18 protein-coding genes and 5 pseudogenes are annotated in these 15636 nt (G+C 39.1%); 7 read left to right on the plus strand and 16 right to left on the minus strand.

Annotated elements, in window-relative coordinates; all coding sequences use genetic code 11:
- Positions 1-436: 436 nt before the first annotated feature.
- Positions 437-1078, minus strand: coding sequence for an endo-1,4-beta-xylanase XynA (gene xynA / locus V6D44_RS10820; protein WP_087993973.1), 642 nt, complete (start codon positions 1076-1078; stop codon positions 437-439).
- Between the two features lie 208 nt (positions 1079-1286).
- Positions 1287-1358, minus strand: a pseudogene (locus V6D44_RS21110) (hypothetical protein); the annotation flags it as partial.
- Positions 1359-1382: 24 nt separating this feature from the next.
- Here V6D44_RS21110 and V6D44_RS21115 point away from each other — a divergent pair.
- Together V6D44_RS21115 and V6D44_RS21120 are read left to right on the plus strand one after the other, a co-directional pair.
- Positions 1383-1535: pseudogene (locus tag V6D44_RS21115) on the plus strand (ATP-dependent DNA ligase); the annotation flags it as partial.
- Positions 1536-1553: 18 nt separating this feature from the next.
- Positions 1554-1703 (plus strand): annotated as a pseudogene (locus V6D44_RS21120) (ATP-dependent DNA ligase); the annotation flags it as partial.
- Between the two features lie 243 nt (positions 1704-1946).
- Here V6D44_RS21120 and V6D44_RS10830 read toward each other — a convergent pair.
- Positions 1947-2309, minus strand: a complete 363-nt coding sequence (locus V6D44_RS10830; protein ID WP_087993972.1) for a hypothetical protein — start codon at positions 2307-2309, stop codon at positions 1947-1949.
- A 149-nt stretch (positions 2310-2458) separates the two neighbouring features.
- Here V6D44_RS10830 and V6D44_RS10835 point away from each other — a divergent pair, with 149 nt between their 5' ends.
- Positions 2459-2542 (plus strand): putative holin-like toxin, encoded by an 84-nt coding sequence (locus V6D44_RS10835; RefSeq protein ID WP_082786706.1) that lies wholly within the window; start codon positions 2459-2461, stop codon positions 2540-2542.
- 629 nt (positions 2543-3171) lie between these two features.
- On the opposite strand, the gene V6D44_RS10840 is transcribed toward V6D44_RS10835, so the two are convergent.
- Both V6D44_RS10840 and yobL read right to left on the minus strand, forming a co-directional pair.
- Positions 3172-3630, minus strand: a complete 459-nt coding sequence (locus V6D44_RS10840) for an SMI1/KNR4 family protein (protein WP_253268377.1) — start codon at positions 3628-3630, stop codon at positions 3172-3174.
- Positions 3631-3639: 9 nt separating this feature from the next.
- Positions 3640-5442 carry an LXG family T7SS effector ribonuclease toxin YobL gene (yobL, locus tag V6D44_RS10845; RefSeq protein ID WP_333516503.1) on the minus strand — a complete coding sequence of 601 codons (1803 nt, stop codon included), beginning with the start codon at positions 5440-5442 and terminating at the stop codon, positions 3640-3642.
- Positions 5443-5694: 252 nt separating this feature from the next.
- On the opposite strand from yobL, the gene V6D44_RS10850 reads away from it, so the two are divergent.
- On the plus strand, positions 5695-6468 hold the full coding sequence (locus tag V6D44_RS10850; RefSeq protein WP_333516504.1) for a hypothetical protein: 774 nt from the start codon (positions 5695-5697) through the stop codon (positions 6466-6468).
- Positions 6469-6696: 228 nt separating this feature from the next.
- Here V6D44_RS10850 and V6D44_RS10855 read toward each other — a convergent pair whose 3' ends face one another.
- Both V6D44_RS10855 and V6D44_RS10860 read right to left on the minus strand, forming a co-directional pair.
- Positions 6697-7248: an SMI1/KNR4 family protein gene (locus V6D44_RS10855; protein WP_333516505.1), complete on the minus strand. Its 552-nt coding sequence runs from the start codon at positions 7246-7248 to the stop codon at positions 6697-6699.
- A gap of 85 nt (positions 7249-7333) precedes the next feature.
- Positions 7334-7585, minus strand: a complete 252-nt coding sequence (locus V6D44_RS10860; protein ID WP_202327508.1) for a SunI/YnzG family protein — start codon at positions 7583-7585, stop codon at positions 7334-7336.
- 88 nt (positions 7586-7673) lie between these two features.
- Between V6D44_RS10860 and V6D44_RS10865 the strand changes: the two are divergent.
- Positions 7674-7772 (plus strand): annotated as a pseudogene (locus V6D44_RS10865) (hypothetical protein); the annotation flags it as partial.
- A 448-nt stretch (positions 7773-8220) separates the two neighbouring features.
- On the opposite strand, the gene csaA reads toward V6D44_RS10865, so the two are convergent.
- From csaA to V6D44_RS10900, 7 genes and pseudogenes are all read right to left on the minus strand, one after another.
- A complete protein-coding gene (csaA, locus tag V6D44_RS10870) occupies positions 8221-8553 on the minus strand; it encodes a chaperone CsaA (protein WP_087993868.1) in 333 nt (110 codons plus the stop codon).
- A 64-nt stretch (positions 8554-8617) separates the two neighbouring features.
- Positions 8618-9343 carry an AraC family transcriptional regulator gene (locus V6D44_RS10875; RefSeq protein WP_087993869.1) on the minus strand — a complete coding sequence of 242 codons (726 nt, stop codon included), beginning with the start codon at positions 9341-9343 and terminating at the stop codon, positions 8618-8620.
- 13 nt (positions 9344-9356) lie between these two features.
- Positions 9357-10013: pseudogene (locus tag V6D44_RS10880) on the minus strand (GNAT family N-acetyltransferase).
- Between the two features lie 119 nt (positions 10014-10132).
- The gene (locus V6D44_RS10885) at positions 10133-10708 is read right to left on the minus strand and encodes a TetR/AcrR family transcriptional regulator (RefSeq protein ID WP_202327506.1); all 576 of its coding nucleotides are present in this window, start codon (positions 10706-10708) and stop codon (positions 10133-10135) included.
- A gap of 5 nt (positions 10709-10713) precedes the next feature.
- Positions 10714-11415 carry an MBL fold metallo-hydrolase gene (locus tag V6D44_RS10890; protein WP_202327504.1) on the minus strand — a complete coding sequence of 234 codons (702 nt, stop codon included), beginning with the start codon at positions 11413-11415 and terminating at the stop codon, positions 10714-10716.
- Positions 11416-11489: 74 nt separating this feature from the next.
- Positions 11490-11972: a GyrI-like domain-containing protein gene (locus V6D44_RS10895; RefSeq protein WP_253268379.1), complete on the minus strand. Its 483-nt coding sequence runs from the start codon at positions 11970-11972 to the stop codon at positions 11490-11492.
- Between the two features lie 53 nt (positions 11973-12025).
- Positions 12026-12964, minus strand: coding sequence for a helix-turn-helix transcriptional regulator (locus tag V6D44_RS10900; RefSeq protein WP_253268380.1), 939 nt, complete (start codon positions 12962-12964; stop codon positions 12026-12028).
- 207 nt (positions 12965-13171) lie between these two features.
- Between V6D44_RS10900 and csk22 the strand changes: the two genes are divergently transcribed.
- The gene (csk22, locus tag V6D44_RS10905) at positions 13172-13717 is read left to right on the plus strand and encodes a mother cell-specific sporulation protein Csk22 (RefSeq protein ID WP_087993874.1); all 546 of its coding nucleotides are present in this window, start codon (positions 13172-13174) and stop codon (positions 13715-13717) included.
- Between the two features lie 25 nt (positions 13718-13742).
- On the opposite strand, the gene czrA is transcribed toward csk22, so the two are convergent.
- The gene (gene czrA / locus V6D44_RS10910) at positions 13743-14066 is read right to left on the minus strand and encodes a Zn(II)-responsive metalloregulatory transcriptional repressor CzrA (protein WP_014114065.1); all 324 of its coding nucleotides are present in this window, start codon (positions 14064-14066) and stop codon (positions 13743-13745) included.
- A gap of 192 nt (positions 14067-14258) precedes the next feature.
- On the opposite strand from czrA, the gene V6D44_RS10915 reads away from it, so the two are divergent.
- A complete protein-coding gene (locus tag V6D44_RS10915; RefSeq protein ID WP_087993875.1) occupies positions 14259-14936 on the plus strand; it encodes a lysozyme family protein in 678 nt (225 codons plus the stop codon).
- Between the two features lie 88 nt (positions 14937-15024).
- Here the strand turns inward: V6D44_RS10915 and V6D44_RS10920 are convergent, their stop codons facing one another.
- Positions 15025-15561 carry a DUF420 domain-containing protein gene (locus tag V6D44_RS10920; RefSeq protein ID WP_253268381.1) on the minus strand — a complete coding sequence of 179 codons (537 nt, stop codon included), beginning with the start codon at positions 15559-15561 and terminating at the stop codon, positions 15025-15027.
- Positions 15562-15636: the final 75 nt, after the last annotated feature.

The following is a 15636-nucleotide window of genomic DNA, read 5'->3' on the forward strand; positions in this document are numbered from 1 at the left end:
TTAAATCTTGTTGTCTATAACAAAGTAACCCTTGCATTCCTTCACCTGCCATGCTATTTCATATAGCGATGAGCTGAATTGTGTAAGCCGATGTACATGCCCTTTGCGGCGCACACGAATGTGGCGTGTCAAAAGAGGTACTACAAAGCTTTACACAGCGAAGTTCATCGCTTTTTTTATTTGGTCAGGTCACAGGTGAGGTCACGCATTTAACAATAAATCCATCTTATCTGCTGCTTCTAATTGCATTGATTGAAGTGCGTGACTATATATTCCTAATGTTTGTTTAATAATTATTTACCATATCCGAGGCATATATTGGGATTCCAACTAAAAGACCGTCGATTATTAGTAACTCACAATAATAACAATGATTATAAAAATTCTTAAGGAACGATCAGCAGCCCGTTAGCTACCCCTGATTAAAGATGATCTGTTACCACACTGTTACGTTAGAACTTCCACTACTTTGATATCCCTCTGTCGCTAAGACTTGGTAAGACCAATTACTACCCAGATTCATTCCATGACTCTTCCATGCGTTAACATGATTGCTGAAAGTGATTGTAGCGTTGCTTCCAGTAGGTCTCTTCGACTGGCGAACACTCCAATACTGTGTAAAAGTAGTGTTTTCGCCATCAATGGAAGGAGCATTATAACGTGTCGTTGTATATATGTCATATACACCCCCATCACTGTATACCGTACCTTTATACGTTCCAGTAGGTCTATAAGTACCCCATGAATCCACTACATAATATTCTATGAGAGGTGATCGCGTCCAACCATATAAAGTCAAATATCCATTGCCTTTCGGCGCCCAAACGCCAGCGTTATAGTTTATTGTCCTAAATGGAGAACCTGTAGTCCAACCTTTACCAACAACAAAATTACCGGTATTAGACCAATTCACACTGTAATTTCCGCCAGACCCATTGACAGCGTTTACTATTCCGCCCCCATCCGTCCAATTTTGCCAGTAGTCTGTGCTAGCTGCGGAGGCGGTTGCCGAAAACAAGCTTATACTCATTAAAGCTGCCGTTAATCCAACTAAGAAATTCTTTTTAAACTTAAACATATGTTACCTCCTATAATATTTTTTCTGACTTTGACATGAGGTAGCACTCGTATATATTTAAAACATTCTTAATTACTAACGCCAAAGCTTTTGATCGTTCCCTTCAATATAATACCATGAATTCACGAGTGAATATTATGACTATTTGTAATTTAATTACAAAGGACTAAAATTACATTATAGGTAGTCTTGTTCCACCATAGCCTTATCATTTTTCGTAGAATCGCAATTCTTGTTTCTAATCTGATGGAATAATATCTGTAATTAATCCCCATTCGAACCATTTATCACAAAGAAAATAAACATTAGAGATTGTGAAGTCATTGTAGCTTCTCCAGATGGTGCTCCTGACTTTGAAGCTGTAATGGAACGTTTTATGTCCAAAAAATCAGCCCATAAGATTGTTTACTCTGTCTTCGATGTTATCTTCAAAGACGGTCAGTTAATTGCCTCTAAGTCGTTCATTTGCCTTGGCCAAAGAAAAAACTTAGAGGCAATCGTACTCAATAAAGCTGACTCCCCTTATGAAATTAATAAACGTTCTCATAATTGGCTGAAAGTGATCAATTATGATTATACTGAAGTTCTCATAACCAGCTACAATGGAGCTGCAGCTGGGTTTATGTAATTCATTCCACATGAAGAACGAAGTAAGTCCACTCTATGAAACAAGTAAAGTCTGAATTGTAGAATTTTTCCGTTTTTACACATATTAAATATCGACAATCATTCAAATGATTTAATAATTGAATGGCTCTGTTAAATTTTAATGTTGATAAATACGCAAAAATAAAAGGAAGCCCTAGTAAACAGAGTTTCCTTCAATCTTGTTTATGTAACGCACCCGATTCCGGAACAGTTTACTGTCTTATATAAGACGGTTCTCTAAGGATTCGATTGCCTGTTTTAATGCAGTTAAGCGACGCTCATTTAATGTTTTTTGAGAACTGCCTTCTTTTGCTTTTGCTAATTGTTTTTCAATAGATGGAATGATATCTTGTAGAACTTCTTTAGAAGTCAATATGATTTCTTGCTCATAGCAAAAATCTTCACCATTCCAAGTACCTTTTAGGCTTTCTAAACCAATTTTTACTGCGCTTAGTCTCTTTTTGACAAGGGTTGTGTTTGAACCTTTTTCTGTCGTGCTTTTATAAGCATTTGAAAGTTTACTAAAAGTTGACCTCAAGGATTCAATAGATAAATCTTGGATTTCTTGGCTAACAGTCTTCATATTCAACCCTCACTTTTCGTTTTGCTCGTTATCAATATATTGTGAATTTTTAACGACAAGGGGATTTATGTATAGTATAATATTTCCTGTACATTAAGTTTGCTCACTCTAGGGAGTCTTGCTCATCCCCTATGAAAGGGGGTGAGGCTATGTCAACATTCCAGGCATTAATGCTAATGCTTGCATTCGGGTCATTTATAATTGCCCTGTTGACGTATATAAATAAAAAATAGACCTCCCTTGAGCTTAGACACCTGAAGGGCTAGGTCTATCTAGAACGACATCTGAGCAAGCCCTTTGATGGGCAGCTTTTTGTACATGCCGGGGTGTTGGCGCACCTCGGTCTTTTTATTTTATGCATTTCCTTAAATCAAAATACAAAAAATAATTATATAATTGTATCATTACCCTAATTATAACCATATAGAAATGGTATTTGCAATACTATTGCTTTATGGTTAAAACCATTATTTTATTTAGATTGAGGATATAGGTTCGACAAGCAACAATACTTTGGTATTGTGTTAATCGTATCATCAGCCCTATCTTCACTAAGCCCACAGTACAGCTACTCAGGGACAACAACTTTCAAAAAGTGAGATTAAGCAAACAGTTATTTTAAGTCAAAAGCGAGCCTCCATCAAACCTAGCGCATCTTTATGAGTTTCCAAAGTATATAAGCACCAAGAGATAATAAGCCAACACCTAGCAAAAAAGTTAAAATCAAAGCACCAAAGAAATAAAATCCTCCCATGAATCTCACTCCTTTTTCAGTATCATGCCATCAATGACCTTGATACCTTAATGTATATCATATGAGCTCAGATTCAATAAGTTTCGGCCTTATTTGTAATACTTTTGCTTAATTTTCCCAGTCTTCATCCTCATCCCAGCCATCTTTCGCTTCCTGAATCTTATTATAAAAAAATTCAATAAAGCTGTCTGCAACAGTATCTTGATAACCAATTACCCTATCCCATTCAACTACAGGGCATTCTCCGTCTTTCATTTTATTCGTATCTAGACAGTAAGCAAAATAATCAACATCTTCAATAACTACAAGTCCATCAGTAAGGCCATAGTGTTCTCTATATTCCTTAGTTTTATTTACAACTGATGCATGATCAAAGTTGTAGCCTAAAACTAGAACACCGAATAAACCCCCTGCACCGTATTTTTCTAAAAACCATTTATAGCTATTGGGAAGATCGCTTTGTAGAGTTTCTTCAATGCGAACAATGTTTCCATGACTTGTGCCATCTGTAAATATAGCATTTTGTTTATTTTCATTAATAAAGTTTTCAACCTTCGAATAAATCATTTAAACACCTCAATTCCCATTCTCAAATTGTTTCGCTCTCCACTTCCAATATCTCTTTCTAAAGCTTTCGTATTGGGCCTTTAAAACCTTATCATTTCTAAAACTTTTACCATCAGACTTAAGCTTATGAATGACATCACTATATTTTGTATGTAAACTGTTCGGGATTTCAAGCATTGGGCCAGGTTCTTCTTGAATCAAGTGATGTAAATTAATCTGTGTGCCATCTTTTGCATAAGGGGCATTCCCGTTTTTCATTAGTTGAAGATTTGTAACGCCGAATTCCGTTTTTTGATTAATATCTATATCTTTCATAGTATACACTCTTCGGCTTACATCTTTAACTTCCCCCTTCGCCTTTACCTTCCCCTTTATTTCATACGCTTCATACTTTTCTTTATTTAACCATGGTGGATTAATCTTTTGTCCAGTAAACGGCTTTCTTGTTCCATCTGGTAATTTCTTCGCATTAGTCAAAAGTTCATTCTTAAGGTTTTGGCTATCAACCACATTGTATGGTACGTTATCTGCTAGAGCAAGCTTATACTTAGGATTGTAAGGTAGTAAATCTGGAATCTTAACGTCCTTCATTTTCTTCCCTGCTTGGCTTGCTTTGTTTATTACTTTGCCCGCTGCATCTGCTTTGTTAATGGCTCCTGCACCTTTGGTTCCAAAAACAGCTACAGCCACTGAACCAATTGCATACGTCACCCATCTGGATCTAGAATAGGCATCTCCATTCACCATATCTTTTTGATACGATTCTTCAATTGCTGCTGAAACAGCATCATATGTTTTCACTGGGTGAATAACTGCATTGCCTAGTGCTAACAAGGTTTCTCCTGGATCGGTGATGAAGTCCCATATGCCGGTTACAGTGTCTTTACCAACATCATATAAACCTACTCCTACACCTTTTACGATATCCCAGGTGATTTCTCCTGCCCCTTCTAGCTGCTTTGCTTGTTCGATTTGCACCGCAAGCTGAACTTGAGCTGGCTCAAGATTCTCGTAGCCTACTTTCTTAGCGATCTCTAAATACTCATCAGGATCAGACACACCATCATTAAGTTTTTTCTTTAATTCTTTGATTTCTCGTTCTTTTGCTTCTTCTTTTTTCACGCTTAAATAAGATTCAGAATGCTTCTCAATATCGCCTTTTTTCTTATGTATGTCACTTTCTCTATACGCTTTGGCGTTATATTGAATCGGGGTGGCGTTTCTCCCTTTGCCTGTTGATTCCTGCAGCTTTTTAAAATCTTGCTGAATGAATTGTTCGTTAGGCTCTGTTTCAGCGTATTCTGTTTTTAAATCCTCATCAAGCTTGTTTAGCTTATCAATTGTTTTTTCACGTTTGTCATCTGCAGAAGAAAGTTTGTCTTTGAAGTCTTCTGTTGAGAATATTTCAAGGGGAAGAATATCATTGATGTCGTTTAAGATGTCTTTCATCGCTTTCTTTTGTTCAGACATAATGGATTTTGATTTTGTATAAGCGTTCACCAACTCATGCTCTAGAAAAGATTCTTCTATGTAAGCATCTGACAACTTTGCTTCTTCAAGTTTTGCAGAAACGCTGCTTAAAAAAGCAATTTTCATATCAATTAAATCAATCCATTGATCGGTAACACCGACATGATCATGATAAAATGCTTTAATGTTGTTAGCACCCTTACCTGAAAACTCGCTGTCATCTAAGTCAGCTACGGACTTAAACGCTTTTTTGAGCTTCACCATTTGTGACCTTAGTTCCTTGAACTCTTTGGTTCTTTTATCCGCTTCAGAGAGTAATGAATCAGCTTCAAAAACCTTCATATCATTCTCCTTTCACGCTTACTCCATATAAATTTTACCACAAATCCCCATGTTAGCACCTAACACACAACCAATTAACCTAGGAATTTAGAACTTTAAATGTTTCTTAACTCTCTAAAAATCAATTGTTATTTTTTAGGTCATTTGATATGTCCCTGTCTGGAAGAGGGATAATATGTAATTATTTTCAACAATTTAACACTCGTTAATTGTTCATTTGTTATGTAACACAGAAAAAGGAGATGATTGTTTATGAAAAAGTTGTTAAAATGCTTTGGATTAACCGCTCTAACTGTTGTGTTACTTCTTTCTGGACTCTTCACACATGAAAAGAAAGTAGCTGCAAGTGAATCATCTAACAAAACAAGCATCCAAGGAATCGACCTTACCCAACGTATTTCTTCAGTTAATGGAATAAAGCAAAAAACTGAAGGATCAAAACAACCCATTTCAGACGCTTCTAATAAGCTAACTCAAATAGCAAAAAAAGAAGGACTTGAAGTTGAAAACTCATACCAAACTTATATTGCATATGGTAAAAAAGATGGCAAAATTTCAACTGGACAAGTCACTTCTGACAGTCAGCGTATAGGAATACAGAAAAGCTCAAAAAGTGTTGTTTACCTAAGCCATACTTTTTTAGGTGGGAAAGTGAACAAAGTTATTCATGGAGTAGAGATTTCAAAAGTCGTTGGGGTTCGGCCTGCCACACTTGAAGTTCAACAAGCACTATGTAAAAGTGGCTACTATAACAAGCAATTTACGTGTCCACATGTTATTAGAAAAACCTTTGTTGGGGGACAGATTAAGAAAGGGGCAGAAGTACATCAGCTTCTTAACGTTGACTATACTTCTTTTTGGAAATATTCAGGTAGTGCCATTGCAACATGGGCAGGAAAACCTCCTACGCTTCGAACTCTAACATGGACTGAAGGTTTGTACTTAACCAATAAAAAAGGTACTTTCTTTCCTGTTTATACAGATAAACAATTAGGCTTAGACTTGCTTGCACCTGCGAACGTTTAAGAAAGTTAAGAAAAAAGTTGACTGGGGAAATAAAGAAAGAAAAGCATACCGAGCATGGTATGAGAAAAAATATGGGAAAAAGACTTGGGCAAAGTTTGAAATACACCATCAATTACCTAGAGAATATGGTGGCGGTAACTCCACTAGCAATTTAATTCCATTAGATAGCGCATTTCATAGAAGTGAAGTTAATCCTTGGTGGAGAGCGTATTAATAAACAAGAGACTCCTAATCATAGGGAGTCTCTTCTAAATCCATATTTTCATAATACAGCTTAACATCTTTGTTTATTTCCCAATATTTAAATCCATTAGAGCTTACCAACCGGTCTAACCAAATTTCAAAATTTGGAGCAACCTCAATAGCTTCATCGAAATGATCAATCGCATCCAAATAAAACATAAAGTCAAGACCCTTTTCATACCGTTTAGTATCAATTACATAACGGCCATCAAAATGATACCCAATTAAAAAACAATTTTCAGGAAGATCTTCTGTTTCATTGTATTCCAAAACATCTTCAATACTAAGTATTTCAACCCCATCAAAAAACTTCATTCCATTATGTAGAGCTAGGAATTCTTCATAATCCTTGGGTAGACTTACATTGAAATGTGATTTTAGTTTTCTAATTTCTTCTTCTGTTGCAGGTTCATTAAATTCAAATGTGGCGTCTTCTAATACGAAACCACCTGGTTGAATCATTGGAAAAATGCCGTACTTAGAAACAGCTTCTTTAATACCAGCAAGTGTCATATGAATAAGTTTGCCTTCTTCCATATCCTATCCCCCTAACAACAATTAACTAGATTTCACCATGTTATGATACACAAGGAAAGCATTACTATAGGACATTAATTGGTTATTAGGAAACAATTTTACTCATAATTGAAGCAGCATTAGTCGTGAACAAAATGTAAGTGTTATTTGCTGTTTTAATCACTACCCTATCCGTAGAGCCATAAGGAAAACCTATCCTTACTGCGCTTTTTCCCTCTCCCCCATAGCTTGGATCAAGAAAAACATCATTGATTTCTCTGATTGGAATTTCGATTTTGGATAGCTGCCAATTGATAATTAAGTTTTCATTTGTTTTTTCAACGTTGATTCCCAGCATAAAACATTCCCCTTTTGACTATGAATTCAGTAAAATTTTAACATACGCCAGAAAGTCTTAAAGAGAAATGCAATGATATTAAGGAAAAATTAAATTCACAATAACCGCATTCACTTTGAGCCTATCGTTGGCAGCTTGTAGCTCAAATGATGCTGAAAAAGTACGCACAGAAAAAGAAATTCAACAAGTCTGGAGAAATTTCCATTCAAGCTGTGCCACCATCAACAAAATAAAAGGTTGTAGATCGTTTTAGAGGGAACCCTAAGAACATAGACACAGCAGCTGAATTATAGCAAGAATTTCTATATGTTTACCTAGTCTTAAATATTCCTGGGCTGGTATATTCGCTCAAGCTGTTTTTGGAACATCCTATCACAAAAAAACAACTCGTTATTACTCAATACTAATATGAATATGTACTATCTACAATGACAGTAAATATAGCAAAATAAGATACGAATAAAAAATTACAAAGTTACCCTTGCATTCCTTCACCCGCTATGCTATATTCATATAGCGATGAGCTGAATTGTGTAAGCCGATGTACATGCCCTTTGCGGCGCACACGAATGTGGCGTGTGGTGCATCGCCTCAATACGCAAAGACGTTTGCCTTAGGCAAACGTCTTTTTTATGTTATCCGATTTTTGTGCCGTTTGGGACAGGCTGATCCGGCTTCAGCAGGACGACGTCACTCTGGCCGGGAATCCCGCCAAGGACCAGCACTTCCGATTTAAATCCGGCAATCCGGCGCGGCGGAAAGTTGATGACTGCTATGATTTGCTTGTTGATGAGATCTTCCGGGTGGTAACGCTTCGTAATTTGCGCACTCGATTGTTTCATGCCGATGTCTGCTCCAAAATCAATCACAAGCTTAATCGCCGGGACTCTTGCTTCAGGAAATTCTTCCGCTTTTACAATAGTGCCTGTTCTGATATCCAATTTCTCAAAGTCCTCAATGACTGCCATATCAATAACTCCTTTTTCTCCTATTATAAAAGAGCTTTCTAAGGCTCGTTTAACCATAGAGCCATCATTTTTTATCCAAATATAAGGTGCATCGATACAGCCGGGGCGGCATGCCTGTACTTTTTGTAAACCACCTTGTGAATGAAGAGAGATTTTGAAAGCCCAGCGCTTCGCTCACGACAGTAAGGGTTTCCTTTTTCTCCATCAGCATTCGTTTCGCTTCCTCGAGACGAAGATTGGCAATATAGGTCTGCGGAGACTGCCCCGTCTGCTTCTTGAACCAGCTTGAATAGTAAGCTGGGTGGTAATGCTCGATTTCTGCCAGCTTCTTAATCGTCAGCCGCTCAGATAAATGGTTGTGAATGTAGGCAATTGAGGCGTATGTATGGGATTGCAGCTTTTCTTTTATGTATTGAACAAGCATATGCAGTGAGTTCGCGGTGCCGGCCTTTTCTTCCTCAGTAAGCAAGTACCTGATCGAAGACCAGAATGGATCGAGCGCAGCTTCAATTCCCGATCCTGCACGATACTCGTTAATTTTCATCGTATGAAGCGGAACATCCAGTACAAGACATTCATTTCTGCCGATTGACCGGAAACGATGCTCGCACTCAGGCGGGATATATAAAAAATGATCCGGCTTTAATTTCACCTCGCGTCCCTCTGTCTCAAGATCAAGACACCCTTCAAGCGGAAAAAGCAATTGGCTGTATTTATGCTGATGTGAATGATAAAGGCGTGTATATGTCCGTTTTTCGCAAATTATGTCTTGAAGCAAGTCCATCAGCAATCCCCTCCTTTGATCATCTTTTGATCCGGTAATGGTGTTCTGATATAGGAAAAAATCCGATTTTTTCATATAAAGAAACTGCCGCCAGACTTTCTTTCAGCACTTGCAAATAGATGTGCTTGACTCCGTTATTGATTGCCCATTCAGTCAATGCCCTGGTCACTTGAACTCCTGCCCCTTTTACTCTTTGCTCCTTGGCTATAACGATGTTACTGAGTCCCCCGTAGCCATCAATAACAGAAGCCGTTCCAAGCGCTGTCAGGTTCCCTTGGTCATACACCGCGGCATGCGCGAAAATATGTGTGTAGCCTTGGTGCCGCTCCGGCGAAAATCCTTCTAATTAAATAAATGTATCAATCCAAATGGGCGACGGCTCTTGTTCCCACTTGTATGTAAATCGGCTGTTTTCATCTGTATGGCTCATGATGTCCCGGCACAATGCTGTCATTTGAAAGCACTCGTCTGCCTTTTCATACCCGCTGTCTGCAATCCCTTTCGGAGATGCATGGCTGATTTAAAAACAAACGGGCAAGCCTAAGCATTTATAAAAATGCTCGGCTGCTTACCGGAAATCTCCTTCAGGCATTTCCGCTGATGTCCACACGCTGTTCGCCCTTTTGGTTACGCCAAAGTTCGCTCTGAGGAGCCATTGTCCCATGCTTTTCTGAATTTAAGACCGCCATGATGCTGCCGCTAACTGCTCAATTTTGTGAATGTCCTGTCTCTCCCCTATGTATACTCCTATGATATTATACAATATTCAGAAATATAAGACATCTATTAAATAGTTTACATAATGTTTTTATTGTTCATTAATAATCCTGACAAAAACGTCCGAATTGAAAATGACAGGCTTTCTGAAATATCCTCTTCACGTTCAAATGCTTCTTTTGCGATCAAAGCCGTAAAGCCATGCAACAGGCTTCTTAGCCCCCTTGTCGCGTGAATCGCAGTCTTTTCGTTTGCATAGCCGTTTTCATTGAGCAGCTTCGAGACAAGCTGGACAATATGATCTGAGACAATTTCCATCCTTTTGTCCTGAACCTTGAGCAAAGCTGCTTCATAATATCCGGGATTTTCAACTGCAAAATCCACATATGCATGAGCTAAAGAAAGCATAGCGGAATCACCCTTTTGTTCTGTTACGGAGTCTGCCATATGATCTAAAAGCTTCGTCAGCCCGCTGACAGCGAGCTCTGTTCTGATCGCTTGCAGCCCGTTGATATGATTATACAGCGACGGAGGGCGTACATTCATTTTTTTAGACAGTGCGGCAAGTGTGACACTATTCAAGCCCTCTTGATCGGCAATCTCCGCTGCGGCGTCTACAATCATTTTTTGGCTCAATCCAATTCTCGGTGACATGTTCATCATCCTTTCTTTGCTTTTTGGATCGCCTGGCGCATCCGTTCTGCGGGTGACCTAAGGAAATTCCCATGTCCGACAGCGAGACAGGAAGGCGACTTGTCGGCGAGCGATTGAGCGCTTTTAATGGCTTCCTCCTTATTCCATGTGGCGAAAGCGGGAAAAGGAAACGCCCATTTCATCTGGCCTGATACAGCGATTCCTCCGCGCAATTGGAACGCATCTCCAGCTATGATAGTGCCGTTTCTCGTATCAAGAAATGACATGCTGCCCGGTGTATGGCCTGGTGTAGGAATAGCGAGCAGTGAACCTATTGTTTCACCGCCTGTCAGCAGATGGTGAGGCTTTGTTTGCACGTGTTTCGGAATACCTCCTTTTATAGGTGTCTGCGGCTCATCATGACGCAGCGATGTGTCGCCTTGCATCAGGAAAGAATCCCGTTCTGAGATCATCACCTTTGCGTGAGGAAATGCTTGTGTCAATGCATCCAGTGATCCGACATGATCACCATGGGCATGGGTCAGTAAAATATGCTGAAGCGGTTTTCCCAGCTGATTTACAGCTTGAATGATTCCTTTATAGCTGCCCGGCAGTGCGGCATCAATCAGGGTGACTTCGTTTTCTTCCTCTACTAAATAGCAATTGACCGGAAATAATCTCGGAAAAAAAGTCAGCTGCCAAACCGTTTGGTACTGAGTAACTCTCATCTTTTCATTCCCCCTAATAAAACTAATGGTGTTAGTTTTATTATTAACTAACACCATTAGTTTATCAAGAGTTATTATTTATTTATGGCTACATAAATATTAACCTGCGCTCGGTGAGGTACTGCTGCACTTTGATCATACACCTCAAAGTCACCTGTAAATGTACGCAGATAACGCTTATCCCAAGCCCAAATCTCCTTCCACGTTTCAAGCACAACCTCTTCAATAGGGCCGATTCTGGAAGTGAATACAGCATAAGCGGAAGCCGGCAGATCAATGTTTTCATATGGTTCTGGAAGAGTTCGGCTGTCCTCCTGAAACGTTCCGACTGAAAACGTGTAAAACCCATTCGTCTCCTGCTCGTAATTGGAATATAAGGCGATAATGCTTTGATCTTTTTCAGCCTCTGAGAAAAGAATGCTCATATCCTGCTGCCAGAATTGATCCCACAGTGCCGGGATCCGCCTTTCTTCCGTCATTTCCAATGCATTGCTTGTCTGCCGTGAAAGTCCGGCAAACCGTTTCTGTTTTAAGTGTGTCATATGTGAAAAACTCATACGATCCCTCCTTTTTACTTAGATTATAAAAAAAGAAACCTGACAGCAGTATGTCAGGTTTCATATACTTTTTGCATCTGATTAAGGGTATCTTTTACTTTTTCCCGTATATGAAGAGGTTCCAGAATCTCAATATCCTTTCCAAACTGCAGCAAAAAACCGATCAGCCATTGATCTTCAGGAAGAGAAATCACGGCCCGGCAGTTCTCAACTTCATCACAATGAAGAACATCATATCCGAACCATTCACGTATGCGCTGACGTGCTGCCGGCTGAACAAGAATGACCAGTTCAGTTAAACGGTCCTTTTGGTACCAGTTCTTATCCCACGGCAAAGTCTCCAGCTGAATGTCTTTTCTGGTGAATGATTGATATAAAATGGTCAGATCTTTCATTCGGTTCAGTTTAAAAAAGCGAAAATCGTTTCTAACTAGACAATAGGCATATAAATACCAGTGCCCCGCCTTGCAAACCAAAGTGTAAGGTTCCGTTTCACGAAGAAGTGTTTCCCCGCTTGCGTTTGTATATGTAAATGATACCGTCGACAATCGATCAATGGCGGCACTGATTTTCTCACGAAGCGCCTTTTGATCCTCAGTTCGGCCCCAAGCCGTCATGTCAATAAACCATTTTTCTGTTTGGTGCTTAAATGCTTCAGCAGATTGCTCCGGTATGAGGTGCTTGATTTTTTGATAAGCTGTGCTGTGAGAAACAGGTTCGTACATAGATGAGACACTCTGCAAAGCAGAAGCAATCGCAAATAGTTCCTCCTCTTTCAGCCACTCTCTCTCAAGCCGATACGTTTCCATAATGCCAATTCCGCCCCCGGAGCCCTGTGAGGTCACAATCGGAATACCAGCCCTATTGATCGTATCAATATCACGGTAAATTGTTCTGACGGATACTTCAAACATCTCAGCAAGTTCAGCGGCCTGCACTTGTTTTTTGCTGATTAATAACACAACAATTGCTAACAAACGTTCCAGTTTCATTTTGTGCACCTTTTCTTCTATTGTTTTCCAGAGAAATTAATCATAACATTTTTATAACGCTTGGGCATATCTATTATGCGGCCCAAAGAACCTCCGCATATGTTATGAAAACAGGGGTTTCCCCTTCTTTTTTGTGTTCAGTATTGTTTTCAGCTACTATTTTGAACCGGATAAGCATACACTTCTCAACGGAGGGGATTTCACATCATGCATCTTACACTTCAGAGCATTTATCCTGCCATGATTATTATCTTTTTTCTGTATAAAAAAATTAAAAGGTCTATTGGATATCAGCCGCTGAAGCCTCGCTGGCTGTTTACCCGTATGATTCTTTTCTCACTGTTTGCTTTTGGTCTTTCGATCTTCAGCGTCATTCACCCTTTTTTATATGGATATCTCATTTTCGGCATTCTTGGCGGCTGGCTCCTTGTCTTTTTCGCCAAGAAAAATATCTCCTTTGAAAAACGCAGAGGAAAAATCTATTTTCGCACTCATATTTGGGTAGAAATGATTCTTTTAACCTTATTTCTATCAAGATTTCTTTATCGAGTGACAGAGCTCTATCTTACCTCGCCTGATCTAAACAGCCTTGAATCGTACAGTCAGTCAATCGGAACAGATCCTCTGACAATTGGCGTCTTTTTTCTGATAGCTGTTTATTATATCGGGTTTTCCTCTTTTGTCATTAAGCTCAGCAGAAACGAACTCGATCAGAACAGACGCAATAAAGAAAAAGACATCCTTGCCCGCTAGCAGCGATTAAGCAAGGATATCTTTTTTAATCATGTTGTGTATGATGGATCATTTGCTGAAGAACATCTAAAACGTGTTCATCCTCCGGAGAGTAGTAAATGGATGTTCCTTCTCTGCGCGATTTGACAAGCCGGAGATTTTTTAAGAATCTGAGCTGGTGGGAGACAGTAGATTGCAGTAAATTCAGCTTTTCCGCAATTCCGTTTACAGCATGTTCACCCTGGGATAATAAATGGAGAATCCTGATTCTGGTAGGATCAGAAAGCGCTTTGAATGTTTGTGCGACTAGAAACAGCGTTTCCTCGTCCAGATCAGCAGCTGTCCGGTCCGTTTCTCTAAATTCAGTCATCTGTATCACCTTTCTTTATTCGTAGTTTTATCTTATAACAAATGTGCTTGGGTGCAAACCAGTCCACTTGTATTCCAATTCAATCTCATAGTTTAAATTTATGTTTCAAATCAGGTTTTTACTTGGTCTGATATACCGTTCTGTGTCATAATAAAAAGGTCATATTGCTTCAAACATTAAGGGTGAAACACAGTGAAGAAAAAGAGAAAAGGCTGTTTCGCTGCTGCGGGTTTTATAATGATTTTTGTCTTTGTCACCGCCTCTTTTTTGTTGATGTTGCTTTTTTTCAACCGGGATTTAATCAAAAAACTTCCGATCGATACAAAAACGATTGTTTTGGAACGTTTAACCGATTATAAACCGCTGGTGGAAGACGAGCTTGAAAATCAAGGACTCTCTCATTATACATCACTCATACTTGGCATGATGTATCAGGAGTCAAAAGGAAAAGGCAATGATCCCATGCAGTCCTCTGAATCTCTGGGGTTAAAACGCAATGAGATAACAGACCCTCAACTCAGTGTTAAACAAGGCATCAAGCAATTTACCCTCATGTACAAGACCGGTAAGGAAAAAGATGTGGATTTGGATACCATTATTCAAAGCTATAACATGGGGGCAGGTTACATTGATTTTGTAGCTGATCATGGAGGCGCGCATACTGAGGAATTGGCAAAACAATACTCCGAGCAGCAAGTCAAAAAAAATCCCGATTTGTATACTTGCGGGGGAAATGTGAATAATTTCCGCTATCCGTATTGCTACGGTGATTACACGTATGCAGAAAAAGTAAAAGAAAAAACAAAAACTGTTGAAGAATCTTTACAGGTTGCAACACTTGAAACTATGGAATCAAAGGCTCATGAATAGGAGTCTATCAATTTATTGGCAAAAGCCCAACTGATTTGGGCTTTTGCCATATTTACAAGCGCAAAAAAAGCCATACTCAGTATGGCTTTTAATAATACGGTGATATCATCAGATATACTACAACGCCTGTAAGGCTTACATACAGCCACAGAGGCATTGTCCATCTGGCTATTTTTTTATGGCGCTCCACCTGCATGCTGAAGCCTCTGATTAGTGTAAATAGCGCAAGCGGCACAATGATTGCAGAAAGGAAGATATGCGTAATTAAGATAAAGAAGTAAATCGAACGTATAATACCTTCTCCGCCATACAGCGTATTCTCTGCAATCGAATGGTAAACAACATAACAAATCAAAAATAGTAATGTTGTTGTGAAAGCGGCTAAAATAAAGCGTTTATGAGCTTTAATATTTTTCTGTTTAATCATAATCAGCGCGGCCAATAAGAAGATAAACGTAAAGCTGTTGAATATCGCATTCAGCATAGGCAAAATGTGAATATTCGCATGGCTGAACTGATCTAATTTAGGCATAAAAAACAGCACTGCGATTAAACCGTTAATCAGAACTGTCAGCGTAAGGACAATCCCCGTATAATTTTTCGGTTTATTTTCTGTTTGATTCATTTGATGACCTCTCCTATTTGTACTGGCTATCCAAATCGTATGCAAATTCGAAGAGGTTGTCAACGTTTTCGTATG

This window comes from Bacillus sp. 0209A, assembly GCF_036765095.1.
GTDB classification, from domain to species: domain Bacteria; phylum Bacillota; class Bacilli; order Bacillales; family Bacillaceae; genus Bacillus; species Bacillus subtilis_G.

Bases quoted from the DNA above. Each gene is read 5' to 3' on its own strand.
- V6D44_RS10835 (WP_082786706.1), top strand. From the start codon at position 2,459: ATGTCAACATTCCAGGCATTAATGCTAATGCTTGCATTCGGGTCATTT.
- V6D44_RS10855 (WP_333516505.1), bottom strand. From the start codon at position 7,248: ATGGAAGAAGGCAAACTTATTCATATGACACTTGCTGGTATTAAAGAA.
- V6D44_RS10885 (WP_202327506.1), bottom strand. From the start codon at position 10,708: ATGTCACCGAGAATTGGATTGAGCCAAAAAATGATTGTAGACGCCGCA.
- V6D44_RS10895 (WP_253268379.1), bottom strand. From the start codon at position 11,972: ATGAGTTTTTCACATATGACACACTTAAAACAGAAACGGTTTGCCGGA.
- yobL (WP_333516503.1), bottom strand. From the start codon at position 5,442: ATGAAGGTTTTTGAAGCTGATTCATTACTCTCTGAAGCGGATAAAAGA.
- czrA (WP_014114065.1), bottom strand. From the start codon at position 14,066: ATGACTGAATTTAGAGAAACGGACCGGACAGCTGCTGATCTGGACGAG.
- V6D44_RS10860 (WP_202327508.1), bottom strand. From the start codon at position 7,585: ATGCTGGGAATCAACGTTGAAAAAACAAATGAAAACTTAATTATCAAT.
- csaA (WP_087993868.1), bottom strand. From the start codon at position 8,553: ATGGCAGTCATTGAGGACTTTGAGAAATTGGATATCAGAACAGGCACT.
- V6D44_RS10830 (WP_087993972.1), bottom strand. From the start codon at position 2,309: ATGAAGACTGTTAGCCAAGAAATCCAAGATTTATCTATTGAATCCTTG.
- V6D44_RS10850 (WP_333516504.1), top strand. From the start codon at position 5,695: ATGAAAAAGTTGTTAAAATGCTTTGGATTAACCGCTCTAACTGTTGTG.
- csk22 (WP_087993874.1), top strand. From the start codon at position 13,172: ATGCATCTTACACTTCAGAGCATTTATCCTGCCATGATTATTATCTTT.
- V6D44_RS10840 (WP_253268377.1), bottom strand. From the start codon at position 3,630: ATGATTTATTCGAAGGTTGAAAACTTTATTAATGAAAATAAACAAAAT.
- V6D44_RS10890 (WP_202327504.1), bottom strand. From the start codon at position 11,415: ATGAGAGTTACTCAGTACCAAACGGTTTGGCAGCTGACTTTTTTTCCG.
- xynA (WP_087993973.1), bottom strand. From the start codon at position 1,078: ATGTTTAAGTTTAAAAAGAATTTCTTAGTTGGATTAACGGCAGCTTTA.
- V6D44_RS10900 (WP_253268380.1), bottom strand. From the start codon at position 12,964: ATGAAACTGGAACGTTTGTTAGCAATTGTTGTGTTATTAATCAGCAAA.
- V6D44_RS10920 (WP_253268381.1), bottom strand. From the start codon at position 15,561: ATGAATCAAACAGAAAATAAACCGAAAAATTATACGGGGATTGTCCTT.